Annotated in this window: 15 protein-coding genes and 3 pseudogenes; 12 read left to right on the forward strand and 6 right to left on the reverse strand. The window is 58.4% G+C overall.

Annotation, left to right across the window (positions count from 1 at the left end; translation table 11 throughout):
* Positions 1 to 480 precede the first annotated feature (480 nt).
* Together HFO71_RS35130 and HFO71_RS35135 are read left to right on the forward strand one after the other, a co-directional pair.
* The gene (locus HFO71_RS35130; RefSeq protein ID WP_017957102.1) at positions 481 to 663 is read left to right on the forward strand and encodes a hypothetical protein; all 183 of its coding nucleotides are present in this window, start codon (positions 481 to 483) and stop codon (positions 661 to 663) included.
* Positions 664 to 1,425: 762 nt separating this feature from the next.
* A complete protein-coding gene (locus tag HFO71_RS35135; RefSeq protein ID WP_221984439.1) occupies positions 1,426 to 2,529 on the forward strand; it encodes a TauD/TfdA family dioxygenase in 1,104 nt (367 codons plus the stop codon).
* A gap of 348 nt (positions 2,530 to 2,877) precedes the next feature.
* On the opposite strand, the gene HFO71_RS35140 is transcribed toward HFO71_RS35135, so the two are convergent.
* The 4 genes and pseudogenes from HFO71_RS35140 to HFO71_RS35155 all read right to left on the reverse strand — a co-directional run bounded on the left by HFO71_RS35140 (position 2,878) and on the right by HFO71_RS35155 (position 5,990).
* Positions 2,878 to 4,431 carry an MFS transporter gene (locus HFO71_RS35140; protein WP_221985498.1) on the reverse strand — a complete coding sequence of 518 codons (1,554 nt, stop codon included), beginning with the start codon at positions 4,429 to 4,431 and terminating at the stop codon, positions 2,878 to 2,880.
* 323 nt (positions 4,432 to 4,754) lie between these two features.
* Positions 4,755 to 5,030: pseudogene (locus HFO71_RS35145) on the reverse strand (DnaJ C-terminal domain-containing protein); the annotation flags it as partial.
* Positions 5,031 to 5,332: 302 nt separating this feature from the next.
* Entirely contained in the window at positions 5,333 to 5,623 is a 291-nt protein-coding gene (locus tag HFO71_RS35150) for a hypothetical protein (RefSeq protein WP_221985496.1), read from the reverse strand.
* Positions 5,624 to 5,717: 94 nt separating this feature from the next.
* Entirely contained in the window at positions 5,718 to 5,990 is a 273-nt protein-coding gene (locus tag HFO71_RS35155) for an usg protein (RefSeq protein ID WP_025398002.1), read from the reverse strand.
* Positions 5,991 to 6,266: 276 nt separating this feature from the next.
* Between HFO71_RS35155 and groES the strand changes: the two genes are divergently transcribed.
* The 5 genes from groES (at position 6,267) to HFO71_RS35180 (ending at position 12,181) form a co-directional block, all read left to right on the forward strand.
* Positions 6,267 to 6,581 carry a co-chaperone GroES gene (gene groES, locus HFO71_RS35160; protein WP_221980687.1) on the forward strand — a complete coding sequence of 105 codons (315 nt, stop codon included), beginning with the start codon at positions 6,267 to 6,269 and terminating at the stop codon, positions 6,579 to 6,581.
* A gap of 51 nt (positions 6,582 to 6,632) precedes the next feature.
* Positions 6,633 to 8,261, forward strand: coding sequence for a chaperonin GroEL (gene groL / locus HFO71_RS35165; RefSeq protein ID WP_221980686.1), 1,629 nt, complete (start codon positions 6,633 to 6,635; stop codon positions 8,259 to 8,261).
* A 96-nt stretch (positions 8,262 to 8,357) separates the two neighbouring features.
* Positions 8,358 to 8,777, forward strand: coding sequence for a hypothetical protein (locus HFO71_RS35170; RefSeq protein WP_221961134.1), 420 nt, complete (start codon positions 8,358 to 8,360; stop codon positions 8,775 to 8,777).
* Positions 8,778 to 8,866: 89 nt separating this feature from the next.
* Entirely contained in the window at positions 8,867 to 9,961 is a 1,095-nt protein-coding gene (locus tag HFO71_RS35175; RefSeq protein WP_221985495.1) for a glycosyltransferase family 4 protein, read from the forward strand.
* A gap of 9 nt (positions 9,962 to 9,970) precedes the next feature.
* Complete coding sequence (locus tag HFO71_RS35180) at positions 9,971 to 12,181, forward strand: amylo-alpha-1,6-glucosidase (RefSeq protein ID WP_221985494.1); 2,211 nt, start codon at positions 9,971 to 9,973, stop codon at positions 12,179 to 12,181.
* A gap of 271 nt (positions 12,182 to 12,452) precedes the next feature.
* Here the strand turns inward: HFO71_RS35180 and HFO71_RS35185 are convergent.
* A pseudogene (locus HFO71_RS35185) lies at positions 12,453 to 12,653 on the reverse strand (gfo/Idh/MocA family oxidoreductase); the annotation flags it as partial.
* Here HFO71_RS35185 and HFO71_RS36370 point away from each other — a divergent pair.
* Positions 12,650 to 13,205: pseudogene (locus HFO71_RS36370) on the forward strand (sensor histidine kinase); the annotation flags it as partial. The pseudogenes HFO71_RS35185 and HFO71_RS36370 overlap by 4 nt on opposite strands.
* A complete protein-coding gene (locus HFO71_RS35195) occupies positions 13,202 to 13,627 on the forward strand; it encodes a response regulator (RefSeq protein WP_221985493.1) in 426 nt (141 codons plus the stop codon). The pseudogene HFO71_RS36370 and the gene HFO71_RS35195, both read left to right, overlap by 4 nt.
* A 55-nt stretch (positions 13,628 to 13,682) precedes the next feature.
* On the opposite strand, the gene HFO71_RS35200 is transcribed toward HFO71_RS35195, so the two are convergent.
* Positions 13,683 to 13,976 (reverse strand): DUF982 domain-containing protein, encoded by a 294-nt coding sequence (locus HFO71_RS35200; protein ID WP_221985492.1) that lies wholly within the window; start codon positions 13,974 to 13,976, stop codon positions 13,683 to 13,685.
* 220 nt (positions 13,977 to 14,196) lie between these two features.
* Here HFO71_RS35200 and HFO71_RS35205 point away from each other — a divergent pair, with 220 nt between their 5' ends.
* The 3 genes from HFO71_RS35205 (at position 14,197) to HFO71_RS35215 (ending at position 17,167) form a co-directional block, all read left to right on the forward strand.
* Positions 14,197 to 15,639: a DUF7125 family protein gene (locus tag HFO71_RS35205; RefSeq protein WP_221980691.1), complete on the forward strand. Its 1,443-nt coding sequence runs from the start codon at positions 14,197 to 14,199 to the stop codon at positions 15,637 to 15,639.
* Complete coding sequence (locus HFO71_RS35210) at positions 15,636 to 16,688, forward strand: sensor histidine kinase (protein ID WP_221985491.1); 1,053 nt, start codon at positions 15,636 to 15,638, stop codon at positions 16,686 to 16,688. The genes HFO71_RS35205 and HFO71_RS35210 overlap by 4 nt, the downstream gene beginning before the upstream one ends.
* A gap of 107 nt (positions 16,689 to 16,795) precedes the next feature.
* On the forward strand, positions 16,796 to 17,167 hold the full coding sequence (locus tag HFO71_RS35215; RefSeq protein ID WP_168340887.1) for a response regulator: 372 nt from the start codon (positions 16,796 to 16,798) through the stop codon (positions 17,165 to 17,167).
* Positions 17,168 to 17,513: the final 346 nt, after the last annotated feature.

Consider the following 17,513-nt stretch of genomic DNA (forward strand, 5'->3'; position numbering starts at 1 on the left):
GTGTCTCGATCGCCTCATATCGAAGTTTCTCGCAGGCATCGGCCGCATTCGAAATCAGCTCACGCAGAAACACATCTCTATCCGAATAAACGGAGTGGACCATCATGTGCAGAAGGCGGGCAACGTCGGCCTCAAAGACGTGGCTTTCAGCGGTCTGTTCTGCAGTCTTTGTCATGTGCTCGGGTTCTCCAGGAAAGCGAATTAGCGCCGATCAAATGGCGAAACAGGTTTGAAAAATCAAGGTGGGAACAGCCCTGATCGTAATGGAGACACGAGCCGGCCAATCCTCGCAACGTCTCTTCGAGAACTGCCTGGCCAATGCGGGCTCCAGAAGTCGTTAGCGCCTTTCACTGTGGCGGTACAGTGTTCCGACACATCGCCGTTGCCTCCATAACCGAGTCATCATGGGAACTCGCAGCCAGCTCCTTTGTTAATGCCGTAATGAGCCCAATGATCGAGCAAACATGAAAGGAGCCGCGTGTGGACGAGGACAGGAAGGCCCAGTTGGCCATCGAGGGGACGGACAAAGAGCTGAACCAGGCAAAGAAGAACCCTCAAGCCGGGCCACATGCTCAAGATCACCTGACCGACGAGAGCAAAACGCCAGGCGCCGGAACATTGCCGGAGCGGGATGAAGAGACGGTCACGCCGGGATCCGGCTGATAGATCTGTTTCGTATCGAAACCGATCTGCCCGCGGCGATTGGGGCCAAAGGTGATTGAGAGCGAGTTGGACCGAGATATTGGATGTTCAATTCGACGCAGGGAGGAAGGGCTGCTTAAGTCTCGGCGAGGCGAGGCCACTTTCTCATGCAGGCAAATTGCGCTGGCCTCCGAAATCGCCTTCTCCGACGCATTGCATTGATGGTAAGTCTACGGTCCTGAACGGATTCGAATCCGCGCCCCAGTCACCGATGACTTCAAGGTATTGAATCCTTGTTCCGATTCCGAGTGTAATGAATCTGATGGGTGCTAGCTATCTTAATAACTTCAACGCGCACGGCTCTTTGTCGATTTGACTGAGCTTGCTGTCCCCGCCCCTCCTAGTTCCCTCTGCCTCAGCAGAGCGCTGTCGACAGAACATTCGTCAAACGTAACCTCCCACGTTGGGCGAAAGAGGCGTCAGACCGCCTGCGTTCGCCGGTCCCTGGCAAAATGACGTTAAGGTGCTGGCCCGGACATTCGCTGAGTTCATAGACGCGATGACCGACGGTCGCGCCTCCTAGCTGAAAATCGAATATCGTGTCCTCGACCGAGTCTGACGACGATCGCGCGAAATCTATTGTCCTCGCGCGCATGGAGGATTAACAATCGTTCCATGAAGCTGCTTGTGTCCACATACGGATATGTCAAGCGCGGGGGCTGGTGGCCGCCGCCGTCTGAATTTCGGGTTCATACGCGATCCTGAAACCGACGGAGAAATTTCATGAATATCGAACGTGTAGAAGCGCGAGAACGCGTTATCGCCGTGCATTGGATTGACGGCAACACGTCATTCTATCCAAACCTCTTCCTGCGTGACAACGATCCAAAGGGGTTCCACCCACAGACCGGTGAACGGCAGTTCGATCTGCTGTCCGTGCCGCTCGACCTGACAGCCGAAGCGGTCACGCTCGATGGCGACGCCGTTCACGTCAATTGGCGAGGAGATCACGACAGAACGACACTGGCCGCTGACTGGCTTTACAGCCATCGTCCGGGTGTACGCGCAGCCGACCCCGCCGATATAGCCGCCGAGATCTGGGAAGCGGACTTACACATTCCCAAAGTGTCTGTCGACGATCTCTCGGAGGACCGCGTCTTCTTTGAATGGCTTTGCAGCACAAAGAGGCACGGTCTTTCGGTGGTCACCGGACTTGAAGATAACGAGGAAGCAGGCGTGGCACTCGGGGAACGCATCGGGTTTCTGAGGCGCACGAATTTCGGCCTGACTTTCCGTGTCGAGACCATTCCCGATCCCAACAATCTTGCCTACACCTCGCACGCCCTGCCCCTTCATACCGACCTTCCGAACCAGGAGATGCCGCCGGGATACCAATTCCTTCACTGTGTGCGGAACGGCGCGGAAGGCGGCGAATCCGTGTTCGCGGACGCCTACATGATTGCCGAGAAGGTCCGCCGTAAGGACGCCGAGGCGTTCCGGCTGCTGACGTCGATACCAATTCCGTACCGCTTCCACGATCGCCAATATGATATTCGCGTGCATAGACCGATGGTCAGCGTTGATGAGCGGGACCGCGTTTTCGATGTCCGCTACAGCGCCCATCTCATGGACAGCTTCGATATACCTGACACCGTGATGGCCGACTACTATGCCGCCTACCGGAGATTCATGGCGGAGACGCGTGACCCGGCCAATATCATCACATTCAAAATGAAGCCTGGAGAGATGGTCGTCTTCGACAACAGGCGGATCCTGCATGGCCGAACCACTTTCGATCCGATGACAGGTCACCGGCTGCTCAAGGGCTTTTATGTCGACCGTGGCGAGTTCGACAGCCGGATCAGGTTGTTGGCGGAACAAACATGAACGGTTGCGCCGACCCATTCTCATAAAGACCGACAATCGCGAACTACCAGGCGGCCGACTGCGGGCTCGACGACGTCATGACCATCCTGCGCTAACTCAATTGCCACCGGCCCCGCGGTGCATAGCGCTTGGCATGCGTACAGCTCTTGATAGGAACGAAACTGCGGGCACAGCTATCCGCCAGGTGGCCGTCTTGAACCAATGTGAACAGACGGCGCGCCGGCCATTTTTCTTAAGTTGCTGAAAAAGCAGCCCTTGCTGCGTATCGCGACTTATTGACTAATGAATGGCCACGGACTCTTCGACAACGCCGGATTGCGGTGTGGAGGCGAGGTAACGACTTTTTTCTCAATGAGCAGACGCAACGGTCTGCTCATCGATATTTTCGCGGGCATAGATCTTTCGGGCCATGACCGCGAGCACGAGCAGCGTCACCGTCGCAAGTAGGCAACAGCTAGCAAAGCCCATTGAGAAAGACTGGCGGGCCGCTTCGAGCCAGGCCGGGACAGCGCTGTCTTGAAGCGCCCTTGCGGTTTCGACGGCGCCACCGATCGTCGTTTTCACCGCTGCCCTCTCAGCGGCATCGAGCCCGGCAACATTCACCCCGGCCATCAGCATGCGATAGATCAAGGTGCCGAGGCTGCCGAGCAATGCGATGCCGAGGGCGCCTCCGAATTCGGCACTTGTCTCTGAAATCGCCGAAGCGGAGCCCGAATTTTCGGGCGGCGCGCTTCCGACGATTAGGCCGGTTGTCGTCAGCACGACCGGCACGAAACCGACGGCGATCACCATGGTTGCGCCGAGAACTCCGAATAGGCTTTCGCAATAGGCGGCGACCGACATAAGCAACATGCCCGCAGAGTTTATCACCAGGCCCAGCAATACGGTGCGGACCGGGCCGAAATGGTTGGTGAACCGATAGGCTTGCAAGGACATGACTGTGAAGACGATTGACGAGGGAACCGACCAGAGGGCCGCTTCGAGCGGTGTGAGGCCAAGCACGAACTGGAGGAACAGGTTCTGATAGAGAAAGACGCCGAACACGAAGAACATCCCGGCAAGGTTTACCAGAAGCGAGGCCGTGAAGGCGGGCAGAGCAAAGAGCTTCAGATCGATCAGGGGATCTGGCAGCTTTTTCTGACGGCGCAAGAACAGCCAGCCGACAACGAGCCCGCCGCCTATGGGCAGTAGATGACGAATGTCAAAACCGTCTGCGGCCACGTGCTTGAAGCCGTAGATGATTGGCAGCACGGTAGCAAGCGACAGTAGTACGCTCAGGAGGTCAAGCCTGGCGCCGTCCTCGCTCTTGTATTCCGGTAGCAGGATGGGAGCTGCGATCAGCAGGATGAACATGACTGGGATGTTGATGAGAAAAACAGCGCCCCAGTGGAAATATTGCAGCAGAAAGCCGCCCAGAAGCGGCCCGATCAGGCCACCGAGGGCGAAAGCGGTGCCCCAAATGCCGATGGCACGGTTACGCTCCGCCTCATTGGTGAATAGGTTGACAATCAGAGACAATGTCGAAGGTGCGATCGTCGCCCCGGCAATGCCGAGGAACGCCCGCGACACGATGAGCTGTTGTGCGGTAGTAGAAAAGGCCGCAAGCGCCGAGGCGACGCCGAAGGCGGCGGCTCCTATCAGCAGCACGCGGCGACGACCGATCCGATCTCCCAACGTGCCCATCGTAACCAGGAAGCCGGCTACCATGAAGCCGTAGATGTCATTGATCCAAAGGAGTTCGGAGACCGACGGGTCGAGATCTGCGACGATCGCAGGAATAGCCAGGAACAGGATGGACAGATCCATCGAATAGATGAGACAGGCAATCGAGAGCACGCACACGCCGATCCATTCCCTGCGTCCGGCAAGGTTCCGGTCTGCTTTGGCGCTTCCAGTGTGCATCGAACTCCTCCTGTAGCGGCGGCAATGTGACGTGCCCGATGATAAATGGCAACGCTCCAACCTTGGAGCGCCCGGTTCGAGATGCGCCCGAGCCAGCCAGACGCAGCACGACTGGGCGGATGGGGGATTTTTCCAGCTGAACCGATTCACTGACTGAATGTCGACATGTGGGGTCAGAAAAACGAGGCGGCCAGTATGCTTGACGTGTAAAAGTCGAGGCATCACACGGCCAAAGTAGATGGGTATCGCGAGGCAGGCCAACTCCTCACTGATTCAAACTCGACAGGCGAATGCCCACCGAGTGAAATTGGCTGAGCGCAGCTTCACCGGCGTTTCATGAAGCTGGCTAGCTCTTCGTCGGGACCGTTGGGCAGCACGATCTTCAAAGTCACATAGACGTCGCCGGCGCCGCCATTCCCGCGCGACACACCCTTGCCCTTGATGCGCAAGACCTTGCCGCTGCTGGAATTGGGCGGCAGCGCCAGATCAACGGGACCGGAGGGTGTCGTCACGCGTACCTTGCCTCCGAGCACGGCTTCGCTAAGCGGGACTGGCAGTTCAAGGCGGATGTCGTCACCGTCGCGGGTGAAGAAGCGGTGCCAGTTCCGGGATGCAGATCTCGCCCGCGCCCGGCTGATCCTGGACCTGACAAACGGCGTGGCGTCAACGAGGCCGGCATCGACGTCATCATGGATCGCGGCGATCAGCTTCACGGTCTTCGCATGATCATGCGCGCGACCTCATCTCGGCTGTGGGCAACGAGGCTCCAGCGGTGAAGCAACGCTTGCGTGCCGCCCTGGATAAAGATTTTGACGCCCGTTCGTTATAGCTCTTACCGCCGCCGCATTCTTGCACTTCAGAGGAACCGCCCAGGCCTGCGCCTGGATCAATGAAGCAGCGCCTAGTGGACGGCGTGACTGACAATACGATACGGGTGCATCGCGTTGAACTGCGAAATCATGGCGGCTGCTTGCTGTAAAATGCGCTCGGTATTTCTCAAATCGTCGCGCGCCAGCTCATCGGCGTTGACGCGGATCGCTTGCGCCATATTGGCGGAAAGCGCTGCTAAGTGGCGGTTACCTTCAACAAAGGCTTCACGTGCCGTGCCCTCGAGGGCAGTAGCGACGTCGACGAAGACGTCTTCCCGTTCCTCGATGCTGAGGTCCCCTATATTCCTGATCTGCTCTTCCATATCCGTCTCACTCTAACAGACGTTCGTTAGCGACCGAGCTCGTCGAGCCTCGATCGCCCGGAGAATTAGGAAGAGAAAAATCGGCATTCAACAGTCAGTGCAGCTTGAATTCGCCGTCGACGCGCCGCCATTCGTTCGGACCGACGAGACGCTGATGCGTATACCGGACTGAGTGCAGAGGCCCATCGAGATTGGCCTGCCAATAGTCGAGGAACTTCTGCATGTGGGGGAAATCCGGCGCCAGATCGTAGTCCTGCCAGACATAGGTCTGCAGGACGGTTTCGAAATCGGGAACGCGATATAGGATATGCGCTGTGGTGAGTCCATAACCGTTGAGTTGCCGCTCAAGATCCGAAGAAAACTGCATGCTTCATCTCCTTTTCATAACGGGCGGAAGGATGACGCAAGTCCGCTGTGTCATCAATCAATTTGCGAACTTTTGACTTCATTTATTGTTCCGTTCCAGCATGTTAGCAGCCGACGCGGGAGAGTGCTAATTTTCCTTCAAGAGCCTCTTGAAATCGGAAAATCTCGAAAATAAATTTTCTGCGCGAAGTGCTCAGAGAGGCTTCGCACCCGCCCGAACTGGTCATCCGGTCCGGCTCGGGGATTAACGTCATCTTGTTTGTCCATGGAGGAAAACATGTCGTTCAGACCGCTTCACGATCGCATTCTCGTCCGCCGGGTCCAATCCGAAGAAAAGACCAGAGGCGGAATTATTATTCCTGATACTGCCAAGGAAAAGCCGCAGGAAGGCGAAGTCATCGCCGTCGGGTCCGGCGCCCGCAATGACGCCGGCCAAATCCAGCCGCTCGACGTCAAGCCCGGCGATCGCATTTTGTTCGGCAAATGGTCCGGCACCGAGATCAAGATCAACGGCGAGGACCTGCTGATCATGAAGGAAAGCGATGTCATGGGCATTATCGAGGCCCAGGCCGCCGAAAAGATTGCCGCCTGACGCGTTCTCAGCGCATTAGTCAAGAAAGCTGCCTATCGAAGGAGTGAACAAATGGCTGCGAAAGAAGTCAAATTCAACACCGATGCCCGTGAACGCATGTTGCGCGGTGTCGACGTTCTCGCCAATGCCGTGAAGGTGACGCTCGGCCCGAAGGGTCGCAACGTCGTCATCGATAAGTCGTTCGGTGCACCACGCATCACCAAGGACGGCGTTTCCGTCGCCAAGGAAATCGAACTCGAAGACAAGTTCGAGAACATGGGCGCCCAGATGCTGCGCGAGGTGGCATCGAAAACCAATGATCTGGCCGGTGACGGCACCACCACCGCGACTGTTCTTGCCCAGGCGATCGTCAAGGAAGGCGCCAAGGCGGTGGCGTCCGGCATGAACCCGATGGACCTGAAGCGCGGTATCGACATTGCCGTTGACGCCGTCGTCAAGGAACTGAAGGCGAATGCCCGCAAGATCACCAGCAACTCCGAAATCGCCCAGGTCGGCACCATCTCAGCCAATGGCGACGAGGAGATCGGCAAATATCTCGCCGAGGCGATGGAAAAGGTCGGCAACGAAGGCGTCATCACCGTCGAGGAAGCCAAGACCGCCGAAACCGAGCTGGAAGTCGTCGAAGGCATGCAGTTCGACCGCGGTTATCTGTCCCCCTATTTTGTCACCAACCAGGACAAGATGCGGGTCGAGTTCGAAGAGCCATATATTCTCATCCACGAGAAGAAGCTCTCCAATCTCCAGGTAATGCTGCCAGTGTTGGAGGCTGTGGTGAAATCGGGTAAGCCTCTGCTGATCATTGCCGAGGACGTGGAAGGGGAAGCGCTCGCAACACTCGTCGTCAACAAACTGCGTGGCGGCCTGAAGATCGCTGCGGTCAAGGCGCCTGGCTTCGGTGACCGCCGCAAGGCCATGCTGGAAGATATCGCGATCCTGACGGGCGGCACTGTCATTTCCGAAGACGTGGGCATCAAGCTGGAAAACGTCACGCTTGAGATGCTCGGCCGCGCCAAGAAGGTGGCGATCGAGAAGGAAAACACCACCATCATCGATGGTGTCGGCTCCAGGTCGGAGATTGACGGCCGTGTTGCCCAGATTCGTGCCCAGATCGAGGAAACGGCGTCCGATTATGATCGCGAGAAGCTGCAGGAGCGTCTTGCCAAGCTCGCTGGCGGTGTGGCCGTGATCCGTGTCGGTGGTTCCACCGAAGTGGAAGTGAAAGAGAAGAAAGACCGAGTCGATGACGCACTGCATGCCACCCGTGCTGCCGTCGAGGAAGGTATCCTGCCGGGTGGCGGTGTCGCCCTGCTGCGTGCGGCCAAGGCACTGGACGGGCTTCCCACGGCCAACGACGATCAGCGTGTCGGGATCGACATCGTCCGCCGCGCGATCGAGGCGCCAGTCCGCCAGATCGCAGAGAACGCCGGAGCCGAAGGTTCAATCATCGTCGGCAAGCTGCGCGAAAAGACTGATCTCTCCTTCGGTTGGAACGCCCAGACCGGCGAATACGGCGATCTTTATACGCAGGGTGTTATCGACCCGGCAAAGGTCGTGCGCACCGCGCTGCAGGATGCCGCCTCGGTCGCCGGTCTGCTGGTGACGACCGAAGCCATGATCGCCGAGAAGCCGAAGAAGGACGCCGCTCCGGCGGTACCCGCTGGCGCCGGCATGGACTTCTAAGGCCGATGGGAAGGCTCGCGCAGTCCGCCACAGCGAGCCTTCCCTCACATTTTCCGTACCACCCGTTCCGTCGAGCAACATCAATGGAGCCAAACTATGAGAAAGGACATCGATAACGCCCTTCCGGAGCAAGCCACCGCGGCCATCAGTGCCGTCCAGTTGCTGCATCCGGCCAAGCATTTCACTCACCCGCGTGAGGTGCTTGCCGCCGAGGACATTGGCAAGCAAGAGAAGCGGGCTATTCTCGCTTCGTGGGCATCGGATATGTTCGCAATCGAATCCGTACCGGCCCTCCGACATTACCCCGGCACGGCCGAGGCGGTCTCCTATGACGAGATCATCCAAGCGCTGAAATATTTGGACGAGGACGATATGCGCACTGGAGAGCAAGGGTTATCAGTTGCCTCCAACGTCCAGAGTGGCCATCACCGCAGACCACAAGCACGCCGGCTCAGTGGCCTGGGCCTGTGTAGCTACTGGAGAGGAGACCGCCGCCGGCAGCCATTGGAAATGTAGAAACCGCTTAATCTGCCGCATGCCTTTTACCGAGGATGCGGATCTGATTTTTACCGTCGACTCTTTGCTCAATTGAGGAGGTTTTGCCGATGAAGATCGCCCAGATCGCGCCACTTGCTGAAAGTGTCCCGCCCAAGCTGTACGGCGGCACCGAGCGTATTGTTTCATACCTGACGGACGAGCTGGTTCGGCAGGGTCACGACGTCACCCTCTTTGCCACCGGCGATTCCGTCACCAATGCCAGGCTGGTGCCCTGCTCGGACGTCGCTTTGCGGCTCAATCCGGCGGTCATGGACCACTTGCCGCATCAGGTGGTGATGCTGGAAGAGGTCCGCCGCCGGGCGCACGAATTTGACGTCCTTCACTTTCATATCGATCTCTTGCATTTCCCGCTGATCCGCGATTTTGCCCATCGCACCGTCACGACGCTGCACGGGCGGCTGGACCTGCCGGATCTCCGGCCCTTCTACAAGGCGTTCCCCGATATTCCGCTTGTGTCGATCTCCAATGACCAGCGCCGGCCCATGCCGCCGGTTAACTGGGCCGGGACGGTCTATCACGGGCTTGCTGCGGATGGCCTGCCCTTCACCGCGCAGCCAAAAGGAAACTATTTGGCCTTCCTAGGCCGCATCTCGCCGGAAAAGCGACCGGACCGGGCGATCCAGATCGCGGCGAAAGTCGGAATGCCACTGAAGATGGCTGCGAAGATCGACAATGCGGACAAAGCATACTGGCAAGCGGTTATTGAGCCGATGGTCAAGAGCCATCCGAATATCGAGTTCATCGGCGAGATCAACGAACGTCAGAAGGCGGAGTTACTGGGCAATGCGGGTGCCCTGCTCTTCCCAATCGACTGGCCTGAGCCTTTCGGGTTGGTCATGATCGAAGCCATGGCATGCGGGACACCTGTCATTGCCTTCAACTGCGGCTCGGTGCCTGAAGTGATCGACCAGGGGGTCTCCGGTATCATTGTCGATTCAGTCGCGGAAGCGGTGGAAAACGTCGAATGGGCGCTGAGAATGGATCGCCGCAAAGTGCGCGAGACCTTTGAGAAGCGTTTCTCGGCAAAGCGCATGGCGTCCGACTATCTCGATATCTATCGCAGTCTTCCGGGGGGGCGCACCGAGGCCGCACGCATGCGCCGGCCCAACAGGACGGTTCCTGATCTGCAAGTCGTCGCATAGGGAGAAGCCATGTCGATCGCGCTGACAACCACCAACGGGGTGCCGGCGACATCAACGCAGTCGTCGCCTGTTGCGCAGTTTTTCATTCCGGCCACCGCTTCGCTACAGGAGCGGCGGCCGCGCACCTTGAAACACGGCGATACTTTCGCTGTCTTCGACCATAACGGCGACGCGCTTTCGGGGCCCGGCAGCCCGGAAGGCCTGTTTCACCGGGACACGCGATATCTCTCGCACCTCTCCCTGACGATCAACGGCAAGCGGCCGATCCTGCTGTCGTCGTCACTTCGCGACGATAACGCGACGCTGACCTGTGACCTCACCAATCCGGACCTCTTCGATGACAAGGGCAAGCTTACCCTCGCGCATGACCTTATCCATCTGCGCAGGACCCGCTTCCTTTGGAATAGTCGCTGCTATGAGCGGCTGACGGTCAAGAACTATGACGAGCGGCCTCAGCAAGTCCGTATCGAGATCGTATTTGGGGCGGATTTCGCCGACCTTTTCGAGGTCCGGGGAACCGTCAGGGCAAGGAGGGGGCGCTCCCTCCCAGCCGTGATCGAGACGGGCAGCATACTTATTTCCTATCTGGGACTCGACGTACGAAAACGCACGACGCGTCTGTCTTTCGACCCTGTTCCTGCTAGGTTGGCCAGCGATCTTGCCGTTTATGATCTTCGCCTTGCACCCCACGAAACCCGATCGCTGTTTATCGAGGTCGGCTGCGACCAAGCTGAAGCCTGTGAATCAAACTACCTTTCCTTTTTCCTTGCTCTCCGGGACGCCCGCCGCGCGTTGCGATCGTCGTCCTCGCGTGCGGCGTCGATTGTCACGTCGAACGAGATATTCAACGAGGTGGCACGACGCAGTGTCTCCGACCTGTACATGCTGATGACGGACACGCCGGAAGGCCCTTATCCCTATGCCGGTATCCCGTGGTTCAGCACAGTCTTCGGCCGCGATGCCCTCATCACAGCCCTCCAGACCTTGTGGCTAGACCCGGAGATTGCGCGCGGTGTTCTTTGCCATCTGGCGGCCAATCAGGCGACGGAATTCAATCCGGCCGCGGATGCAGAGCCCGGCAAGATTTTGCACGAGGTGCGCTACGGCGAAATGGCCGAGCTCGGCGAGGTTCCTTTCCGCCGCTATTACGGCAGCATCGATGCGACGCCACTGTTCGTGATGCTGGCAGGGGAATATCTCGAGCGGACCGACGACCTTGCCACCCTCGAAACTATCCTGCCCAATATCGAGGCGGCGCTGACCTGGATCGACGAGCACGGCGATCGCGACGGAGACGGATTCGTCGAGTATGGGAGGCTGACCGAAGAAGGGCTGATCAACCAGGCATGGAAGGACAGCCACGATTCTGTCTTCCATGCTGACGGAATGCTTGCCAAAGGACCAATCGCGATTGCTGAGGTTCAAGCGTACGTCTATGGCGCTTGGCAGGCGGGAGCCGAGATTTTTAGACGGCTTGGCCGGCCCGAGCGGGCGGCGAAATTCCTTGCAAGAGCAGATGCCTTGCGCCGTCTCTTCGACATCAGTTTTTTCGACGAGGAGATTGGCACCTATGTACTGGCGCTCGACGGAGACAAGCGCCCCTGCCGGGTTCGCTCCTCGAATGCCGGCCATTCATTGTTTACCGGCATTGCCTACCCGGAACGGGCCGAAGTGGTCGCTCGCACGTTGATGGGGGCTTCTTCCTTCTGCGGCTGGGGCGTCCGCACCATCCCCTCGACCGAGGCTCGCTACAATCCGATGAGCTATCACAACGGCTCGATCTGGCCGCATGACAACGCCATGATCGCCAGCGGCCTTGCACGCTACGGCTACCGCGCTGAAGCGGCGCGGATCTTCGAGGGCTTGTTCGCTGCGTCGACCTATATCGACCTGCGCCGACTTCCAGAACTCTTTTGCGGAATGTCGCGCCAGCGGGCTCAGGGGCCGACCTTCTATCCGGTCGCCTGTGCTCCGCAAGCTTGGGCAGCAGCGGCTCCTCTGTCACTGCTGCAATCGTGCTTGGGCCTGGACTTCGACCCGCATGGTCGGCAGGTCAGTTTTGGCGAGCCTACCCTGCCATCTTTCCTGGAGGATGTCATGCTGCGGAACCTGCGGCTTTCGAATTGCTCGGTTGACGTCGCACTGTGTCGATCGGGGCGGGGTGTGGTCGTCGACGTCATCGATCGCCGGGGCGATATCAAGGTGGTGTCAACCTCATGAGCAGGCCAATGAGGCAATAGGCCAAGACTGGCCTGCGGGCGCATCATGACCAAAGTTCGCTCCTGGATCGCTTGAGTAGAATAGCCGAGTTCTGCCAACGGCGACGGCCCGTGGAGGATTTTTGACCAAACGCATGAGCGGCGTGACCAAGAAGTGAGATAACGCCGGTCTTGAACCGGTTCGAACCGCCGACCTACCTCTCACTTTCGCCAGCTGCGGAAAGGAAAGTTTTGCGGGGTAACACCGATTTATGGAACCACATGGCGTGTCTCTAGAGCTCGACCCAGGCGCCGTTCTTCTTCGAAGACGCGACGCAGGCTTCGACGAAAGCCACACCCTTCACGCCGTCATCGACGGCGGGGTAGACCACCGCCTTGTCGACGGCCTTGCCCTTCTTGCGGGCGTTGATCGCATGCGCGGCTTCCGGATGCCCGGATGGCACACGCGTGACACGGCCAGCAGCCGCGCCTGACCATGGCGTCGATCGTCAAACTGCAGGCGCGGTTCACGATGGATGAGGTCAAAAGGCAGACGCTGATGTCGGTGCTCAACAGGATAGAAGCTCTGAACACCGTGCAGCGAAAACTTTTCACGCTTGACGACATTGCCCGCTTCGACGTCGCGGATTTCATCCGCGAACTGGTCACTGATCTTGTCGGCGGCGTGGGACGAAATGACATCCGGCTGACGCTCGACTGGCGCCGCTCCTTGTTCCAGCCGTCAATGCGACACCCCTGTCGCTGATCGTCAACGAGCTCGTAGGAGACGCGGTCAACAGGGGTCTCAGCGACGGCGGCGGTGCGATCCACGTCGACGTAAAACGTATGCAGGGCCACTTTGTCATCCGGGTCGAGGATACTCGACTCCTGTCCAGCCGGACGCGGAAGCCGCCGAGTTTGGACGGCTTCTTCTGGAAGCATCGGCCCGGCAACTTGCAGCCAGCATCGAACGCCAGGTTGAGGGCAGCAGGACAGTGGTTGAGGTCACACTGCTGGTCGACGAACATCAGGAGAGCGGGAATTGAATGTCATGATCGTCGAGGACGAAGTGCTGCCCGCCATGGAGCTCGAAAGCGAGGTCGAAGCGGCCGGACATGAGGTCGCTGGTATCGCGATGAACAGCAGACAGGCGCACGAGCTACTTGCGTCCCAAGAACCGGATTTCGCTTTCGTCGACGTTCAGCTGATGGACGGACCGACCGGAATAGACATCGGCGTCTCGTTAGCCGCTGCAGGCATTCCCTTCGTCTTCGTTACCGGTAACATCAAGCGGTTGCCGCCCGACTTTGCAGGTGCGCTTGGCGCGATCGAAAAGCCTTACACGATGAACGGTATGAAAAACGCGTTGAACTACATCTCGGCCATCGTATCTGAAAACGAGGGGCCGGAGACACCGGCCAGCCTCGTGCTGGCCAACGATAGTCAGCCCCAGCCTGCCTACAGGTAAATGACGACCTGCTTTGGATTTCTCCGGGCCTCGAACATTTTTGCGATGCCGCAGTCTAGGAGGTCAAGCGGCGGGAGGTAACCCTCTCCGCGATCACCGGAAGTTCCTCGATGTTTGCAAGAGCCCGTTCCTTGATGAGATACCGCCGAACATTTTCACGAATGGAGTTCAACGGGAAAATCCCTTGTGCCGCCAGTCGGCAGGCTTTCACCAGCACCTCATAGGTCATGCCTCGTCTTTCGGCTGGCCAGTCATCAAGCAGGTCAAATACGTCTTCCAGACTTGCCACTTCCTGAATGTGGTGGCCTCGCTTAAGGAAGAGCGGTCTGTCAAACAATGTGCTTGTCATCACTGTCTCCTTTCTAAGCGTTTTGATCTTGAAAATCTGGGAATGGTTACTTGGATCTTCAAGCCTGGGCCGGTGTGTGCAATTCCGGTCAGCCAACCTTGAGTGCTGAGGGACCTGCAGCCATGTTTCATTCTATTGATGTTTGGGGGAAGACAAATATAAAGCAGTGGCGTCTCCCGTCCCATCGACGCCGCCCGAACATTTGCAACGGAACGTGACTATGCCCAATCGGAAAGCTCCCTCTGTTGTCAGCACCGGAATATCAGGATTGGATGAAATCCTTCGCGGTGGCCTCCCCCCGTCCAACCTGTATATGCTTCAGGGCGCTCCGGGTTCCGGCAAGACGACTGCTGCACTGCAGTTTTTGCGCGCCGGTGTCGAATTGGGCGAAAGCTGCGTCTACGTGACGCTGTCGCAGACAGCCGCCGAACTCAACGCCATCGCCTTATCCCATAGCTGGACGCTCGACGGCATCCGTGTCGAAGAGCTCGCGACGTCTGGCTCGGTCAATGAGGCTGATGAGCAGAGCATCTTCATGACTTCCGACCTCAGGTTGGATGAGACCAGAAAAGCCATCGAGGCTGCCATCGAGGAACACAAGCCCCGCCGTCTCGTCTATGACTCCTTGCTTGAAATTCGGCTCATCACCGGAGATTCGCCCCGCTTCCGCCGCGAACTTATTGCCTTCAAGGCATTTCTTGCCAAACGTAATGTCGTGGCATTGCTGCTCGATACGCAAACGGCGGGATACGACCGCAGCGGTGAGGAGGTTGAGGGCCTCGCTCACGGCGTCATCCGGCTCGACAAATCCCTGGAAGAATATGGCGGCGTGCGCCGCCGCGTCGAAATCTCCAAGATGCGCGGCGTGCCGGTTGCCGATGGATATCACGACATGGCGATTCGTGAGGGGGAAGGTGTCGTGGTTTTCCCCCGCATCATGCCGAACACGGCATCGGACAGCGGCAAGCCGCCGCTGATCAAATCAGGGGTCGCCGAGCTCGACGAAATGTTCGGCGGTGGTCAGGAGGCCGGAACGACGACCTTGGTGATCGGGCAGTCCGGAACCGGAAAGTCGACCATGTCGTCTCTTTATGCGACGGCGGCGCTTGAGCGCGGGGAAAACGTCGCACTCTTCCTCTTCGAGGAACGGCTTGAGACGTTTTTTCGCCGATCGGAGGGCCTTGGCATGGAACTCAGGCAGTTCCACAGAGACGGCAAACTGATCCTGCGCGACTTCAATCCGAACGAAATTTCGCCAGGGGAATTCGGTCAGATCGTTCAAGATGCGGTGACGCAGAGCAAGTCGAAGGTCGTAGTGATCGACAGCCTGACCGGTTACCTCAATTCCCTGCCGCACCGCGACAAAGCCGTCCGCGATATCCAGTCCCTTCTAAAATACCTGTCTCGATCAGGCGTGTTGACCATGCTTATTGTGGCGCAACACGGCCTTCTTGGGCAGAATGTTGGCATCGATGTCGATGTCAGTTTCCTGGGGGACACTGTCTTGTTGCTCAGGATCGTCGAACATGAAGGACGACTGCGGCGGAACATCACCGTGGTCAAGAAACGCCACGGTCCGCACGACTTGAACGTGAGGGAATTGATCATCGAAAGCGGCAGTGTCAGCGTCGTCGCCTATAATCCCCTCCCAGACCCCAAATGAACGAAAGTCAAAGCGAAAGCGAACTAGACTGGGTGCTGGTCCTGGCTCCTTTTCGCCGGGATGCCGACTACATCGCCGCTTTTTTGCGGGAGCAAAAAATCGGCGTCGTTGCGGCCAAGGACGATGATGATTTGAGCCGACATCTTCTATTGGATCCCGCCATAATCGTCGTCACGAACGAGGCGCTTGATCCGAACACGGTAGCAAAGATCGCCGAACACCTTTCGGCTCAGCCTGACTGGTCGGAGGTGCCGATCATTATCCTTCTGGAGCGGTCCGCGCCGCTCGCAGCAATTCGCAGTCGGCTGCAGTCGTCATGGCCGGGGTCACGCCTTCTGTTCCACATGAGGCCGATCGCTCCGTTGGAACTTGTGAATGTCCTGCAGTCAAATCTGCTGGTGCGCCTCCGGCAACGACAGGTTCGCGACGCCTTTGAGCGCGAGCGAGAGTTGCGGCTCGAGCTCAATCACCGGGTGAAAAACATCCTCGCCAGCGTTACCTCGATTTTCCAGATGACCAAACGGCGAGCGGCGACGGTCGATGATCTCGCCCGGGAATTCACCGGTAGGCTGGAGGCGCTTTCCAACGTTCATACCGCAGTATTTGAAGCCGGCGGCGAGGAGATTTCACTCCTATCGATTGTCAGCCTGACGGTGGCCCCTTACAACAGCAACGGTCTAAATCGTATCGAATTCACCGGTCCCGACCTGGCAGTCACCCGCGAGGCGGGCACGATGCTCGCTCTTTGTCTGCACGAACTGACGACAAATGCGATCAAATATGGCGCGCTATCGCTTCCAGACGGAAAGGTGAAGGTTTCCTGGGCCATCGCTGGCATCAAAGAGCCGGTCTTTTCCATCTACTGGACGGAGTCAGATGGCCCGCCCGTACGGCCACCGGCCCGTCAGGGATATGGAACACGCTATGTGCGCTCTGCGCTGGGCTCACTATTAGGCACGGCGCCGACCATGACGTTCGGCGCAGCAGGCTTTCAGTGCAGCGCCGAGGGTCCGGTTTCGCGGCTGATGCCGGATTCGAAGATCGTTTGAGGGCCATCTGCAATTTTTTCCGAAGGGTGGATCCATCCAGCCGCCCAAGGGTTACCTGCTCTAGGCCGACGCGAGAGGTGCTCGCGGTTGGAGCGGGGAGCGTTGAGATGTCTGATGTCGGCGCGGCGGTTCTTGTGGTTGAGGATGAGGTTCTCGTCCGCTTGGCCATCGTAGTGTCGCTCGAGGACGAGGGGTTCACGGTCTTCGAAGCCTCTGACGCGGACGCTGCGATAGAAATCCTGAATGTCCACAGAGAGATCCGGCTAATGTTCACCGATATAGACATGCCAGGATCAATGGATGGTCTGAAGCTTGCCGCTGCGGTACGCGACCGATGGCCGCCCGTCCAAATCATCGTTACATCAGGCCATCACGACCTGAGTGACGAAATCCTGCCAGTAGAGGGGCGGTTCTTCAGCAAGCCATACGATCACAGTCGGGTTATCAGCACTGTGAGAGAGATGGTCGCCGCAGCCTAATTCGGTGCCGGAACTCAACAGCTAGAACGCATTCCCAGAGGCGTTGCGGGCTCTCCCGTAGAAGGGGTGGCGTAAAGCCAAGAACGGGTTGCAGCGACGCTCATTGCATCCGCGCGCGCCGCCGCGGCGGCACATACTCCGGCGCCGGTTCACCGAACCGCCGCCGGTCTACCAACAGGGCATACCTCATCAGCCAGCCGCCCGGCTAGCTCAGGACGTGCGTCTGTGCCGCACGGAGTATGGATGCCATACCGAAAACGCTCAGAAACAAGCAGCCGAGAAGGATCCATCTCATCGTGTTCGCCTTGCCATTTTGAGGTGGTCGGCGGACAGCGGTGACGATTCT

Source organism: Rhizobium laguerreae (assembly GCF_019778565.1).
In the GTDB taxonomy this organism is placed as follows: domain Bacteria; phylum Pseudomonadota; class Alphaproteobacteria; order Rhizobiales; family Rhizobiaceae; genus Rhizobium; species Rhizobium laguerreae.